Origin of the sequence: Bacillus sp. NPDC077027, assembly GCF_050269555.1 — a bacterium.
Lineage (GTDB): Bacteria > Bacillota > Bacilli > Bacillales > Bacillaceae > Bacillus.
The window spans coordinates 314,907-329,461 of the sequence record NZ_JBNNIO010000003.1 but is presented as its reverse complement, the minus strand read 5'-3'; the positions used below and the strand labels follow the sequence as shown (position 1 = coordinate 329,461).

The following is a 14,555-nucleotide window of genomic DNA, read 5'->3' as shown; positions in this document are numbered from 1 at the left end:
TTCCTTTTTATCCCTGTTGTTTTCTTAATTTGCTGACGATATTGAGTGCACCTTCATAAAATCCTTCTGAGATTGTCGGGTGCGGGTGAATCATTTTCGCCATTTCTTCTGCTGTACCTTCCAAATACATAAAGGACGACGCTTCTGTAATCATTTCAGTCACATGCGGACCGACCATGGTTGCCCCAATGATTTCACCATATTGCTGATCATATACAATTTTGATAAAGCCTGATGTCTCGCCAGCTGCCAATGCTTTACCGCTTGCTGCAAGGTCAAACCGCTCCGTTTTGACTGAAAGTCCTTGTGATTCAGCATCTTTTGCAGTCATCCCTACACTCGCAACCTCGGGCAATGTATAAATACAACGTGGAACGACTTTTGAATTCATTTTTTCATGGCCACCATTTACATTTTCTGCTGCAACTGTTGCTTCTGCCATCGCTGCATGTGCTAGCTGATATCCACCTGCAACATCACCTACTGCATATACACCTTTTACGCTGGTTTCCATCCGTTCATCTACTTTAATAAAAGGTCCGTCCTTCTCAAGTGCAAGTTCACTCACAGCTGATAGATTCGGCTTACGTCCTACGCAAACTAGCAATCTTTCAGCGGTGAAAATCTGAGCTTCTCCTTTATCATCTGAAGCGTGAACCGCTTTTACACCTTCACTTTCTGTCACTTCTGTTACAGTTGTTTTTTTCGCAATATGAATTCCCTTTTTCTTCAGTTCTTTTTCTAGCAGCTTAGATGCTTCTTCATCTTCTTGTGGAATAATGGAAGGAGCTGCCTCTATAATCGTGACCTTTGACTTTAAACTGTTAAATATACAGGCAAGTTCCAGTCCGATTACACCGCCCCCAATAATGACAACAGATGCCGGGATATCAGCGATGTCAAAAATGGTATCACTTGTATCAAAATTGACATCCTTTAAACCTTGAATCGGCGGGATGGCAGGTGATGAGCCCGTCGCGATGAGTAAATGCTTCGTTTCGATTGATTCAGTACCATCTGCTTTCACGATATCTATCCGGTGTTTCGATACAGCTGTGCCTCTGCCTTCGTACACATCAATTTTTCCTTGCTTTAGTAGAAAAGCAACGCCAGCCCTTAGCTTCTCGATGACATCGTCTTTTCGTTTTTTCATTTTTTCAAAAGAGAAAGCAAGCTCACCCGTTTCAATTCCCCAGCTTTTTGCCTTTTCAATTGATTCAATGACTTCTGCATGCTTTAATAATGTCTTTGAAGGAATACAGCCTCTATTCAGGCACGTACCGCCTAAAAAGCTCTCTTCAATCAGTGCTACCTTTTGTCCAAGCTCAGCCGCATGGAGCGCAGCGGTATATCCGCCTGGCCCCCCACCGATTACAGCAAGATCATAGTTTTTTGTCATGCCTATTCATCTCCTACATTAGCAATTCAAATGGCTGTTCTAGCACATTTTTTAAATCGGTTAAAAATGCAGCTGCTGGCGCACCATCGACAGCTCGGTGATCAAAGGATAAACTCACGCCCATCATCGGTCTGACATGAATCTCTCCACCTACAACAACTGGTTTTTCTTGAATTCTACCAACACCTAAAATGGCCACCTCTGGTTGATTGATAATTGGTGTAAAAGTATCAATGGCATACATTCCTAAATTACTAATGGTAAAAGTTGAGCCCTTCAACTGATCTGGTAATAGTTTTTGTTCACGTGCATTTTTCCCGATCTCTTTTGCTTCTACAGTCAGTTGTTTCAAGCCTTTTTTATTAGCATGAGGGATTACTGGTACCATCAGTCCATCTGGAACGGCGACTGCCAAGCCAATATGAACCGCTTCGTGGAAAGTAAGCTCATTCTTTTCAAATGTCATGTTCATGTGCGGGTGACGTGAAAGCACTTTACTTACTGCATGAATGATGATTTCTGTAAATGACAATCTGTATCCGGTCTCTTTTTCAATCGAAGGTAATAATTGAGCACGAATCTCTTTTGCTTTTGTCATATCAATTTCACTTGTTAAGGTCACGTGAGGAGCTGTAAATGCACTTTGTGACATACGATCTGCGATCACTTTTCTCATGCCGGCAAGCTTACGTTTTTCCAGTGGTGCTTCTTGATTCGTCACTTTTTGTTTGCCTGCTGATGCTTGTAAATCATCCTTCATGATCTTGCCATGCGCGCCCGTTCCTGTCACATTTGCTAAATCAATTCCTTCACTTTTTGCCATTTTTTCAGCAAGTGGTGAAATACGCTGACCTTCTGGGACTTCGATGACGAATGCTTGCACATCTCGTTTTTGTACCCTGCCCTTAGGTCCAGTACCAGACACTTCTTGAAGAACGACTTCATGATCCTTTGCTGTCTTTCTAGCAGCAGGTGTTGCACGAACTTTCTCACTCTCTGATCTCTGATCTGTGCTAGTCTCTAATGCAGCACTACCTGTTCCAGTTGCTTCAGCATCTGTCTCTGTGGTTTCATCAGATGAGGCTGGCGCTACATCTGGCACCTTTTCTCCAGCTTCTCCAATGTAACCAATCACAGCGTTTACCGGTATTTCATCGTCAGCTTCATAATACTTTTTAATCAAAATACCGTCATCATAAGCTTCAACCTCAATATTGATCTTATCTGTCATAATTTCAAAAAGAGGCTCACCAACTTCAACCGAATCTCCTTCTTCTTTCAACCATTGAAGTAAGGTACCAACTTCCATCGTACTACTTAGCTTCGGCATAAAAATCTCATTTGGCATGGTATTCCCCCCTTTATTTAAGAGCGTACGAGCTCTTTTGCTGCTTCAATAATATCCGGCACTTGTGGAATCACGGCTTTTTCAAGTGTTGGGTTATAAGGGACTGGCACTGGTAGTCCGCCAAGTCGTTTAATCGGTGCATCTAAGTAGTCAAAGGCTTCGCTCTCAGCAATCATACTAGCAATCTCTCCGCCATAGCCTCCACGTTTGACAGCCTCATGGACAACAATGAGTTTTCCTGTCTTTTTCACCGATTCCACAATTGTTTCCTCATCAAGTGGGACTAGCGTTCTTGGATCAATAATTTCTACGTCAATTCCTTCTGCCTCTAATTCCTTTGCTGCTTCTAAAGCTTTATGCACCATGATCGCTGTTGCCACAATCGTGACATCTTTACCGCTTCGCTTCACATCTGCTTTTCCAAGAGGGATAGAGTAAGACTCTTCAGGTACTTCACCAGATGTTTTATAAAGAAGCTTGTGCTCATAAAAAATGACGGGGTTGTCATCATCTATTGCAGCTTTTAAAAGCCCTTTCGCATCATAAGCAGTTGAAGGTTGAACGACTTTCAATCCTGGAATATGAGCCATCCATGCTTCAAGACTTTGGGAATGCTGAGCAGCCGCTCCTGTACCAGATCCAGCAGGTGTTCTTACGACTAATGGCACCTTTCCTTTTCCACCAAACATGTAACGCGTTTTTGCCGCTTGGTTCACAAGCTGATCCATTGCGATTGTGATAAAATCAGAGAACTGTAACTCTAGGATTGGGCGCATTCCCGTAAGAGCTGCTCCAACAGCTCCACCAGCAATTGCCGCTTCAGAAATCGGTGTATTCCGAACTCGTTCTGGTCCAAACTCTTCAATCATCCCACGAGTGACACCAAACGCTCCTCCATACACACCAATGTCTTCGCCTAAAATAAACACATCCTGATTTGCACGCATTTCTTGACTCATTGCTTCTCTTACCGCTTCTAAATAAGAAATTTCTCTAGTCGTTGTTTTTGTCACGTGAATTCCCTCCCGAATTAGGCGTATACATCCTCTAATAACGTATCAATTGATGGTTCTTTACTGTTTTTTGCAAATTCAACGGAATCTTCAATTTCTTTCTTTGCCTCTTCTTGAAGCTGATTTGCCTCATCTTCTGTTAAAACGTTCATATCGATCAACAAAGCTTTAAAACGTTTTATGCAATCTCTTTGTCTCCACTCAGTTTCTTCTTCACGTGTACGATATTTTTTCGCATCACTCTTTGAGTGCCCTTTCCAGCGATACGTTTTCATTTCAATTAATGAAGGACCTTCTCCAGCTCTCGCCCGTACAACTGCTTCATCTACAGTATTCATAATGTCGATCATGTCATTCCCATCAACTGTTTTACCAGGAATTCCGTAGCTTTGCGCTCTCTCAGCAATATGTTCAATCTTCATCATTTCTTTGACTGATCCAGACATTCCGTATTGGTTATTTTCACAAATAAACACAACTGGTAAATCCCAAATGGATGCAAGGTTGATTGCCTCATGAAAACTACCTTCATTTGTAGCACCGTCTCCGAAGAAGCAAAGAACAACGTAGCCTTCTTTTTTCATCTTAGAAGTAAGAGCGGCACCAGTTGCAAGCGGGATACCGCCTCCAACAATTCCGTTAGCTCCTAGATTTCCTTTTTCTAAGTCGGCAATGTGCATTGATCCACCCTTCCCTTTACAATATCCGGTTTCACGACCGAATAGCTCGGCCATCATTTTATTGACCTCGGCTCCTTTAGCAATACAATGTCCATGACCACGGTGGGTACTGATAATCTTATCTTCTTCCTTTAATACTGCAATTGAACCGACTGCTGTTGCTTCCTGTCCAACACAAAGGTGTGTTGTACCATGAATCAATCCTTTTGCAAAAAACTGATCTACTTTTTCATCAAAATATCTAACTAACCACATTTGTTTGTATAGTTCTGACAACTTCTCATGACTAATCTGTCCAGGCAGAGTTAATTGTTTTTGCATCTTTTTTCTCCCCTTTACATTTGTTCTCAATAGTTACATTTGTAATAATCATACGTTTATCTCCTTTTGAAGTCAAGCATTTCACAACATTTTTTAAGCGGTTTCATATAGAACGAAAAAAAGAGAAAGGCAAAGCCCTTTTTCTGTAAAGAACTTCTCTTTCTCTTTTCTACATACACACTCACCCGTTACTCATCAGGGGACATCATGATTTTTACACTCTGACCCTTCGGATGCTTAGCACACTCAATTGCCCCAAGAAGTTTACTTAAAGGAAAGCGATGTGTTACCATTTGCTCCGTATTCACAACTTCTTGTTTTAATAATTGAAGCGCTTCTTCATAATGATAAGGATGTGAAGAATAAGCGCCAACGACTTTTACTTCATCATTGAAAAAGCGATCCGCTGGAATCGGCACATCTCCCTTCGGGAAGTGCGCAAAGACTAAAATTGTTCCACCTCTAGAAACTACTTGAAATGCTTCTTTTAACAGAGCGCTACTCCCAACAGAAATAATGACCAGGTCCGCTCCCTTTCCATTTGTTTCATCTAATACTCTGCTGACGATTTGCTCAGAAGATGGATTTAAGACAGCATCTGCTCCTAATTCTTTCGCTTTTAATAACCGATTTTCATTCACGTCCGTTATCATCACTTTTTTAGCTAAATAATGTTTGGCAAGCTGTAGCTGAATACAGCCGATTTGACCTGCTCCCATAATGAGAACCACATCCCCTGGGTGTACAGGGGCTCTTTCAAAACCATGAAGACAACAAGCAACTGGTTCAACCATCGCTCCCTGCTCATAGGACACATCATTTGGAAGTTTGCCCATCGTATGCTTCACATGAAGTGCGGGAACGCGAATGTATTCTGAAAAACCGCCAGGCTCTACATTTGTCGCTGAGAACTGCGAACACATTGTGTAAAATCCCCTTTGACAAAAGTCACATGTAAAGCAAGGAACATGGTGAGCAACATAAACGCGGTCCCCTTTTTGAAAGCCAGTTACCTTGTCGCCTACTTCTACAATATCCCCAGATATTTCATGCCCTAATACAGTGCCAGATGGAACGGTTTGGTGTGTCGCTTTATAAATATCAGTTCCACATAATCCACATGCACGCAGGCGAAGGAGCACTTCCTCCTCGCCAATCTGCGGAACAGTGCGCTCTTCATAACGAATATCTTCCGGCGTATAATATACGGCTGCTTTCACTAAGCGTCAGCCTCCTTTTCATCACCTAAAGCCAATTCATAAAGTGTTTGAACAAGCACTTTGTAATCACTCATTTCACTCGAAATCCAATACCTTCCGCCAAAAATACGAGTAGGTCCTACTCTGACATATAGTTTTCCGATATGAGGATATGCTTTAAGAAACAATTTCCCTTTTATATCCTTTAGTGCGTAATTATGTTCTCTACCAAAGGCACCAATTTTCAACTCATGCTGAGTGATGGTGATAGAAGTCGGTTGATTAAGACCAGATATGCTGGATAGGATTAGAATTGGCAATGTATAAACCCCTAACACTGCTATAGGCTGCGGACCAGCAGTGAGTAACATATAAATCGACCAAAAAAAGAATATAAAAATCAAACAGGCTGGAAGAAAAATTGAGAACATGGCAGAAGTTCGGCTATAAGCATGTTGCTGCATGATATCCCTCCTTTTCTGACATCTGAAGGAGCAAATGATCTAGCTCCCTCAGATGTACAAGTTCAACTAATATGTTGAATAATTTTTTCTATATCTTCCTCAATACCAAAACCAGTTAAAAAGGATAACGTTTGTATAACAGGTGTTCCACCAGTATCACTCACAGGTGTTGTTGTTACAATTAAGTCCGCACCTTCTGCTTTTCGAGGAACTTCTGAAGCCTTACATTGCTCAACCACAACATCGTATCCCATTTCTTTTAATGTTTCTTCTACTTTTTTGGCCACTACAGTTGATGTTGCAACAGCCGTTCCGCATGATACTAAAATTTTTTTCGCCATTCTAATCCCCTCCGTCAATTATGATTGGTTTTTCTGATCTAGACCCATCTCTTTTGCATATTGCTTTTTAATATCGTTTCGCACCCAGTACCAAAGAAGGCCGTATAGAACTGCACAGGCAATTGCTGCGATAAAATAAGGATTGCTAGGATCAAGCAGTCTTACAATAATCCAAGGAATCACATGGGAACCAAGGTCAATTCCAGAAATCATCGTAGCGCCCTCTGGGAAGTCAAATCCAACTGCTTTCCCCATAGTCGTTGCAAGCGGTGCAAGGTTTGTCGCAATAAAGAACACGATCATTAATGTAAAAACACTGTTGATAAGTCCACGAATAATATTTCCACGCGCAGCAGCTACTGCCCAGACGACAGTGAACGGAAGAACAGATAGATCAGCAAATGGCAGCATACCATTATAAGGAAGAACCACTGCTAACAAAATGGTGATCGGCACCATCAGTAAAGCAACAGCCATATTTGCTGGGTGACCGATGACGATTGCTGTATCAAGTCCAATATAAACTTCTTTTCCTGGGAAACGCTTTTGAATAAAAGAGCGTGCTCCCTCCGAAATAGGAATGAGTCCCTCCATTAATAGGGCAACCATTCTTGGCATCAATATAAGAACTGCTGCCATTTGAATCCCAAGTGTCATGACACCTTTTGCATCGTAACCACCAAGTAATCCAATAATGATACCAAGAATCAAGCCCATCATTAGTGGTTCACCAAAGATACCAAAACGCTTTTTCAATGTCTCAGGATCTGCATGAATTTTGTTCAGACCAGGAATTTTGTCAATTACTCTGTTTGATGCGTACATGATTGGTGCAAAGTTAACAGTTTCAGCGTGTGCCATTGACACCCCTTTTAAACCAAAGTGGTGTTCAATCGTTGGTGCTGTCCAGTCTGCCAGTTTGAGTGTAATCGCAGAGACAATCAGTCCAACAGCAAGTGCTAAAAACATATTATTGTAAGCATAGTAAGTAACTGAGGCAGCAAAAATCAAATGCCAGAAATTCCAAATATCCACGTTTAACGTTTTCGTAAAGTTAACTGAGAGCAAGATGACATTTAGTAAAAGGACAAGAGGAATCATCAATGGAGCAACAGGTGTACCAAAGGAAATAGCAGCACCAATTGGCCAGCCAACATCCAAAATATCTAGCTTTAATCCAAGGGAGTTCACCATTGCTTGTGCAGCAGGTCCAAGCCCACTAACAAGTAAGTTAATGACGAGATTGACTCCGACAAATCCGATACCGATCGTTATACCCGCACGAAACGATTTTTTAAAACCCTGTCGTAAAATCATTCCGAAAAGCGTCATAATGATCGGTAGCATAATCGTTGGTCCAAGGTCTAATATAAAATCAACTGCTTGCTTGATCATAGATCCACCTCCTAATTTCCCAAAAGTAAAACGCTTACATTGATTGGATAATCATATTATTTCAATTCACGATTTATTAAATTTGCTGCTTCGGATGGAGAAGTCATATTGGCTAATTGGAGCATAACCTCTTCTTTTCTAAAGAGCTGCATCAATCTCTCTAGCATCACAAGCTGTTTATCAGGCTCAGAGATCGCTAGTACAAAAACAACCTTTGCTTGAACCATTTCATTTGGATTACCCATCATGCGAAATATCACTGGCTCTTTTAATGTCGCAACACCAATCGCTGGTTGATTCACATGCTCTGGGTCAGTGTGCGGAATGGCAACCCCAAATGAAGCGAGTGGTAAACCAGTTGGATATGTTTTTTCCCTTTCCAGCACTGCTGGTAAAAAAGATGACTTAATGTATCCATTTAACTTCAATTGATCTGCTACGTACGTTGTCACCTCCTCACTTGAAGATTTCTCAAGCTGTAGTGCAACAAGCTTCTCATCTAATTCAAACAAATCGTTCAAATAACCACCCCTTTCATTAGATATAATTCAGAACAGATGTCAAAAAAAGCAAAGAATCTCATAATCTCCTCCTTTTTCGAAGCGCTTTCAAAAGGATGTTGTTAAAAATGTTCAACACTGTTACCTTTGTAATGATATTATAATATTCGAAATTATAAGTCAATATCCCTAGTAAACTTTTTTAAATAAAAAAGATGTAGCCATAGGCTACATGAGAAGTCCATTTCATCTTTGTTAAATACCACTACCCATTTCTAAAAATTCAGAAATAAAGTGGTTGTCTTTTTCCTCATACATTTCTTGTTTTGTCCCGATTTTCTCAATTTTCCCTTCATTCATCACAACGACTCGGTCCGAAATCTCAAAAGCTTCATCTTGGTCATGTGTCACAAAGATTGTCGTCATTTGAAACTCTTGATGAATTTTTCTAAGCCAATGGCGCAATTCCTTTCTTACTTTAGCATCTAAAGCACCAAAAGGTTCATCAAGTAAAAGTGCCTTCGGCTTCACTGCAAGTGCTCGTGCTAAAGCCACACGCTGTTTTTGGCCACCTGATAACTGCTCTGGATAACGATCTTTATAATTTTCAAGTTGTATGACTTCAAGTAACTCATGAACTCGTGTCTCTATCTCCTGTTTTGAAGGTCTTTCGGTTCTTGGTTTTACTTTGAGTCCATAGGCAATATTATCGAACACCGTCATATTCTGAAAGAGTGCATATTGTTGAAACACAAAACCGATTTGGCGCTTCCTAACTGGAATGTCCGTGTAATCCTTGTCTTCAAACAATATACGACCCTCATTGGCATACTCAAGTCCTGCAATTATGCGAAGCAAGGTGGTTTTCCCAGACCCAGAAGGACCAAGCAAGGAAATGAGTTCTCCATTTCTTATTGTCAAGTCAACATGATCTAATACGTTCGTTTGACCAAAACGCTTCGAAATGTTTTTTGCTGTAATACCCAAGTTCATTCCTCCTTTCAGCCATTCCGTGTGCCAAGCCGCTTATCAAAGCGCTGTATGACTGCCTTTAAAATCAATGTGATGACAGCAACAAACGCCATGAGTGATGCAACAGCAAAAGCAGCTTGAAATTGATACTCGTTATATAAAATTTCTATGTGAAGTGGCATCGTGTTTGTCACTCCACGAATGTGTCCTGACACAACAGATACCGCACCAAATTCTCCTATAGTTCTGGCTCCCGCTAAAATGATCCCATAAAAGAGTGCCCACTTGATGTTCGGAAGCGTCACAAGAAAAAATGTTTTCCAACCGCTTGCCCCAAGGGTAAGAGATGCTTCTTCCTCATGAGTTCCCTCATTTTGCATAAACGGAATAAGTTCTCTTACGATAAAGGGAAACGTCACAAATAATGTTGCCAGCACCATCCCTGGCAAGGAATAGATGATCTTAAACCCATGCGCCATCAACCACGATCCGAAAAGACCTGTTGAGCCAAATAATAAGACAAAGACCAATCCGGCAATTACAGGTGATACGGCAAAGGGAATATCAATCAATGTCGTCAATAGACTTTTTCCACGAAATTCGAACTTTGTGATCAACCATGCCGCACTCATACCAAATATCGCATTAACAGGGATTGTGATCATCAGGATCAGTAAGGTTAGTTTAATTGCTGACAAGGTGTCAGGCTGTGCAATCGCTTGAAAATACGAATATAGCCCTTTTTCAAAAGCTTTAGCAAACACCGCAATCAATGGAATAAGTAAAAAGAAAGTCAAAAACAAATAAACGATGGTAACGAGTATGACTTTTACACTCTTTGACTCTGTAACCGGACTTTCAAAGACTGCTTCCCTCTCGTTATATGATTCTCTGATGATACCAGACATTGATCTCACCCCTCTCTAGAACGCTTCTTTTGCTGAACATACCACTGAAACAAATGGATGATCAATAAGATTAAAAACGAGAGCAGCAGCATCATGCAAGCAACTGCTGACGCTCCTTTATAATCATATTGCTCCAGTTTTGTCATGATAATGAGTGGCGTAATCTCCGTTTTAAAAGGAATATTCCCAGCAATAAACACAACAGATCCGTATTCCCCAAGAGACCTAGCAAAGGCAAGTGAAAAACCTGTCATCGTTGCTGGAAACAAGGTGGGCAAAAGCACCTTAAAGAACGTTTGCCCTCTTGTTGCGCCTAAAACAGCCGATGCCTCCTCCACCTCTCGCTCAAGACCTTCAATCACTGGCTGTACAGTTCTAATAACAAACGGGATACCAATAAAAACAAGGGCTAGCACAATACCGATTGGTGTATATGCCACTTTAAAATAAAGAAATTGACCAATCCAACCATTTGGTGAATACAACGTTGTTAATGCAATCCCCGCAACAGCTGTTGGCAATGCAAAAGGTAGATCAATGAGCGCATCTACAACCCTTTGACCAGGAAAAGCATATCGGACCAGCACCCATGCAATTAAAACACCAAACACCACATTCGTTATAGCGGCAAAAAAGGAAGTACTAATGGTCAGTTGTAATGATTTGACTACTCTTGGATCTGAAAAGACATTCCATATCCCCTCTCCGCCAAGGGAAGCCGTCCATATGAATACCATCGATAATGGAATGATGACAATCGCACTTAAATAAACAAGTGTGATCCCTAGACTCATACCAAAACCTGGAATAAATCGTGTTTTCTTATTGGCAGCTACATGTCCTTTCTTCATGTTCTTGCCTCCTATTTTTGACCACTGTAAATTTGATCAAATAAACCACCGTCATCAAAAAATCTTTTTTGTGCTTTACGCCAGCCGCCAAAGGGATCATCTATTGTGACCATATCAATATCCTCGAATTGGTCTTTGTATTTGTTCAGCACTTCCTTGTTTCTTGGTCTATAGTAGTTTTCAGCAGCAATTTCCTGTCCTTTTTCAGAATACAGATAGTCTAAATATGCTTTTGCGACCTTCTCTGTCCCCTTCCGTTTCGTATTTTGGTCAACAACTGCTACTGGCGGCTCTGCTAAAATACTAATGGAAGGAGATACAATCTCAAATTTGTCTTTACCTAATTCATTCAATGTTAAGTATGCTTCATTTTCCCAAGCAATTAGAACATCCCCTATACCACGTTCTACAAATGTTGTCGTTGCACCACGTGCACCAGAATCAAGGACCTCTACATTTTCATAAAGCTTTTTCACAAAATGTTTTGTTCTTTCTTCATTACCGTGATATTTTTTATCTGCATATGCCCATGCCGCAAGATAATTCCATCTCGCACCACCAGACGTTTTTGGATTTGGCGTAATAATGGATACATCTGATTTCAACAAATCATCCCAATCCTGTATGTTCTTCGGATTTCCTTTTTTCACAAGAAAAACAATTGTCGATGTATATGGTGTTGATTGATCTGGGAATTCTTTTTGCCACTCTTTCGCCAAGAGTCCACTATCAGCAATCGCATCAATATCATAGCCAAGTGCAAGCGTGGCAACATCTGCTTCTAAACCATCAATAATGGAACGCCCTTGCTTTCCTGATCCTCCATGAGATTGTTTAATCGTCACATCTTCTCCTGTTTTACCTTTCCAATATTGTTGAAATTTCTTGTTATATTCTTGATAAAGTTCACGTGTTGGATCGTAAGAAACGTTTAATAATTCAACCTTACCCTTTTCACTTGACGTATTATTCGCATTTGAGCATGCCACTCCCGTTAAGACAATCGTTGATATGGCCGATGCCACCATTGCCCATTTCCATTTTTTCATGATTATCTCCCCGCTCCCCTTTCTCACAACATGTAGTGTGCAGCTTTTTCAAACAAAAAACATTCTCCGCAGGTAAAGGCAGAGTACAGATGAAATGTGTACTTCCGTGCCAAGAGCCATCGGTTGTCCGATCAGCTACATATGATTGATGATAGCCTCTATAATATTTCAAAGTATTCTTAGGTGTCAACTATGTTTTAAAAAATTCCACTTCTTTTCTTTCTATTGAAAGAACTATACTCTAGATCGAAAGCTTGTTAAGGCGAGCCTGTTTAAATGTAAAAGAAGCGCCCTGAATTGAGCGCTTCTTTCCCGGGAAATTTTCTTTAGTTCGCTGACACTTTTAAATTTATACCGACAGCGGTTCCGTTTCTAGTTGAGTCAGCCACACCAGTAAAAGTTCCTGTTTCTCGATCAATGAGCAGCGCTTGAACATTCCCAATGTTAATTGGTGAGGCGCCAAATTGATGACCAAGATCATTTAATTTTGTTCTTACATCGAGCGGTACACCTACCTCATATCGGTAGGAAGTCAGACTATTCGTGTATATTCTCGGCTCCTCAACTGCATCCTGAAGTTCCATTTCATATTCAAATAAATTTAAAATGGTTTGGAAAACAGAAGCAATAATTGTTGTCCCACCAGGAGAACCAACTGTCATAATTGGTTTATCATCTTTAAAAATAATGGTCGGAGTCATACTTGATAGTGGACGTTTATTCGGCTGTACTTCATTAGCACCACCAGGAATCGCATCAAAATCCGTCAATTCATTATTTAAGAAGAATCCGTATTCAGGTACAAGAATCCCTGTGCCAAATAACTGCTCAATGGTTGTGGTATATGAGACAACATTGCCCCATTGGTCTGCTACTGTAAAATGGGTCGTTTCGCCAATGGTTTTATCGTCTCGCTGTGGGACAATAGGTGATTGATTATTTTCATCCTCATATTGCCATGGATCACCTGCTTGAGGGTTTCGATTTACTCGATCTAATTGAATGAGTGAGGCTCTTTCAGAAATGTAATCTTCATTTAATAGGCCTTTAAGTGGAACATCTACAAATTCGGGGTCGCCGGCATATGCGGCTCTATCTGCATAGGAGAGATGCATCGTTTCTGCGAGTAAATGATATTTCTCGAATGATTTGGCATCGTATTGTGATAGATTAAAGTGGTCAAGCGTTTTGAGTATTTGAAGCATGAATACACCGCCAGAGCTAGGAGGAGGCATACTTGCAAGTTGATATCCTTTATAATCGCCCCAGATCGGCTTGTCAGTCGTCACTTCGTAGTTCTTTATGTCTTGGCTAGTCATGGAACCACCAAAATCTTGTACAGTATCCGCAAGTGCTTTTGCTACCTTTCCTTCATAAAATGCCTTGCTACCTTTTTCAGCAATTAACTTAAACATTTTTGCAAGATCTGGCTGAACGAGAAGTTCTCCCTCTAGTAGTGGTTTATCGTCTGGAAGGAAAATAGAAGCGGCAGCAGTTCTTTTCAGTTTATCCTGATGATCATCAATCGCTTCGGCAAGAACTGAATCAATCGGAAAACCTTCTTTCGCTAGCTTAATGGAAGGTTTGATCAGTTCCTTCATGGAACGTGTACCCCATTTGTCTAAAGCAGCCTCAAGACCTTTGACCGTTCCAGGTACACCAACTGCATTTCCATGAGTCGACCTTTCTGCAAATGGAATGACCTTTCCCGCATCTGTTAAGAACATATCAGGCGTTGCCCCAAGCGGTGCTCGTTCTCTACTATTGATGATAGATGTCTCTTTTGTCTTACCATCATAGACCATCATAAAACCGCCCCCACCGATTCCAGACATCATCGGTTCTGTCACATTCAGTGCATATTGAATGGCTACAGCGGCATCAATTGCATTTCCGCCCTTTTTTAATACTTCAGCCCCAATGTCAGACGCTAATGGATGAGCAGTAGCGACCATTCCATCTCTACCAACAGAGACTTTGTTACCTGTACTTTCTTTCGCTTTTGTTTGACTGATTGGTAAGAAAAAAGAGGAAACAAACAGACATGTGATCAAAACAGCTAGAGAAATGCGTTTCATCAACAACACCCCTTCCATATTCTTACTTTCACCTTAC

14 protein-coding genes are annotated in these 14,555 nt (G+C 40.9%); all 14 read right to left on the bottom strand.

The window, feature by feature from the left end; all coding sequences use genetic code 11:
- Positions 1 to 7: 7 nt before the first annotated feature.
- Positions 8 to 1,399: a dihydrolipoyl dehydrogenase gene (lpdA, locus tag ACQKEZ_RS12125; RefSeq protein WP_427301090.1), complete on the bottom strand. Its 1,392-nt coding sequence runs from the start codon at positions 1,397 to 1,399 to the stop codon at positions 8 to 10.
- 13 nt (positions 1,400 to 1,412) lie between these two features.
- Positions 1,413 to 2,747: a dihydrolipoamide acetyltransferase family protein gene (locus ACQKEZ_RS12120; protein ID WP_427301088.1), complete on the bottom strand. Its 1,335-nt coding sequence runs from the start codon at positions 2,745 to 2,747 to the stop codon at positions 1,413 to 1,415.
- A gap of 17 nt (positions 2,748 to 2,764) precedes the next feature.
- On the bottom strand, positions 2,765 to 3,760 hold the full coding sequence (locus ACQKEZ_RS12115; RefSeq protein ID WP_427301086.1) for an alpha-ketoacid dehydrogenase subunit beta: 996 nt from the start codon (positions 3,758 to 3,760) through the stop codon (positions 2,765 to 2,767).
- Between the two features lie 17 nt (positions 3,761 to 3,777).
- A complete protein-coding gene (pdhA, locus tag ACQKEZ_RS12110) occupies positions 3,778 to 4,761 on the bottom strand; it encodes a pyruvate dehydrogenase (acetyl-transferring) E1 component subunit alpha (RefSeq protein WP_427301085.1) in 984 nt (327 codons plus the stop codon).
- A 188-nt stretch (positions 4,762 to 4,949) separates the two neighbouring features.
- Entirely contained in the window at positions 4,950 to 5,981 is a 1,032-nt protein-coding gene (locus tag ACQKEZ_RS12105; RefSeq protein WP_427301083.1) for a zinc-dependent dehydrogenase, read from the bottom strand.
- Positions 5,981 to 6,424, bottom strand: a complete 444-nt coding sequence (locus tag ACQKEZ_RS12100) for a hypothetical protein (protein ID WP_427301081.1) — start codon at positions 6,422 to 6,424, stop codon at positions 5,981 to 5,983. Before ACQKEZ_RS12100 ends, ACQKEZ_RS12105 begins: the two co-directional genes overlap by 1 nt.
- A 62-nt stretch (positions 6,425 to 6,486) precedes the next feature.
- Positions 6,487 to 6,765 carry a PTS sugar transporter subunit IIB gene (locus tag ACQKEZ_RS12095; protein WP_427301080.1) on the bottom strand — a complete coding sequence of 93 codons (279 nt, stop codon included), beginning with the start codon at positions 6,763 to 6,765 and terminating at the stop codon, positions 6,487 to 6,489.
- An 18-nt stretch (positions 6,766 to 6,783) separates the two neighbouring features.
- Positions 6,784 to 8,160 carry a PTS galactitol transporter subunit IIC gene (locus tag ACQKEZ_RS12090; protein WP_427301078.1) on the bottom strand — a complete coding sequence of 459 codons (1,377 nt, stop codon included), beginning with the start codon at positions 8,158 to 8,160 and terminating at the stop codon, positions 6,784 to 6,786.
- Positions 8,161 to 8,216: 56 nt separating this feature from the next.
- Entirely contained in the window at positions 8,217 to 8,681 is a 465-nt protein-coding gene (locus ACQKEZ_RS12085; RefSeq protein WP_427301076.1) for a PTS sugar transporter subunit IIA, read from the bottom strand.
- A 234-nt stretch (positions 8,682 to 8,915) separates the two neighbouring features.
- On the bottom strand, positions 8,916 to 9,653 hold the full coding sequence (locus tag ACQKEZ_RS12080) for a sulfate/molybdate ABC transporter ATP-binding protein (RefSeq protein ID WP_427301075.1): 738 nt from the start codon (positions 9,651 to 9,653) through the stop codon (positions 8,916 to 8,918).
- A gap of 8 nt (positions 9,654 to 9,661) precedes the next feature.
- Positions 9,662 to 10,540, bottom strand: coding sequence for a sulfate ABC transporter permease subunit CysW (gene cysW / locus ACQKEZ_RS12075; protein ID WP_427301073.1), 879 nt, complete (start codon positions 10,538 to 10,540; stop codon positions 9,662 to 9,664).
- Positions 10,541 to 10,545: 5 nt separating this feature from the next.
- On the bottom strand, positions 10,546 to 11,391 hold the full coding sequence (gene cysT / locus ACQKEZ_RS12070) for a sulfate ABC transporter permease subunit CysT (protein WP_427301071.1): 846 nt from the start codon (positions 11,389 to 11,391) through the stop codon (positions 10,546 to 10,548).
- A gap of 11 nt (positions 11,392 to 11,402) precedes the next feature.
- A complete protein-coding gene (locus ACQKEZ_RS12065) occupies positions 11,403 to 12,440 on the bottom strand; it encodes a sulfate ABC transporter substrate-binding protein (protein ID WP_427301069.1) in 1,038 nt (345 codons plus the stop codon).
- A gap of 326 nt (positions 12,441 to 12,766) precedes the next feature.
- Complete coding sequence (gene ggt, locus ACQKEZ_RS12060; protein ID WP_427301068.1) at positions 12,767 to 14,518, bottom strand: gamma-glutamyltransferase; 1,752 nt, start codon at positions 14,516 to 14,518, stop codon at positions 12,767 to 12,769.
- Between the last annotated feature and the right edge of the window lie 37 nt (positions 14,519 to 14,555).

Excerpts from the sequence above, each read along its gene's own strand:
- lpdA (WP_427301090.1), bottom strand. The coding sequence starts at position 1,399 with ATGACAAAAAACTATGATCTTGCTGTAATCGGTGGGGGGCCAGGCGGA.
- ACQKEZ_RS12120 (WP_427301088.1), bottom strand. The coding sequence starts at position 2,747 with ATGCCAAATGAGATTTTTATGCCGAAGCTAAGTAGTACGATGGAAGTT.
- pdhA (WP_427301085.1), bottom strand. The coding sequence starts at position 4,761 with ATGCAAAAACAATTAACTCTGCCTGGACAGATTAGTCATGAGAAGTTG.
- ACQKEZ_RS12100 (WP_427301081.1), bottom strand. The coding sequence starts at position 6,424 with ATGCAGCAACATGCTTATAGCCGAACTTCTGCCATGTTCTCAATTTTT.
- ACQKEZ_RS12095 (WP_427301080.1), bottom strand. The coding sequence starts at position 6,765 with ATGGCGAAAAAAATTTTAGTATCATGCGGAACGGCTGTTGCAACATCA.
- ACQKEZ_RS12090 (WP_427301078.1), bottom strand. The coding sequence starts at position 8,160 with ATGATCAAGCAAGCAGTTGATTTTATATTAGACCTTGGACCAACGATT.
- ACQKEZ_RS12080 (WP_427301075.1), bottom strand. The coding sequence starts at position 9,653 with ATGAACTTGGGTATTACAGCAAAAAACATTTCGAAGCGTTTTGGTCAA.
- cysW (WP_427301073.1), bottom strand. The coding sequence starts at position 10,540 with ATGTCTGGTATCATCAGAGAATCATATAACGAGAGGGAAGCAGTCTTT.
- cysT (WP_427301071.1), bottom strand. The coding sequence starts at position 11,391 with ATGAAGAAAGGACATGTAGCTGCCAATAAGAAAACACGATTTATTCCA.
- ACQKEZ_RS12065 (WP_427301069.1), bottom strand. The coding sequence starts at position 12,440 with ATGAAAAAATGGAAATGGGCAATGGTGGCATCGGCCATATCAACGATT.
- ggt (WP_427301068.1), bottom strand. The coding sequence starts at position 14,518 with ATGAAACGCATTTCTCTAGCTGTTTTGATCACATGTCTGTTTGTTTCC.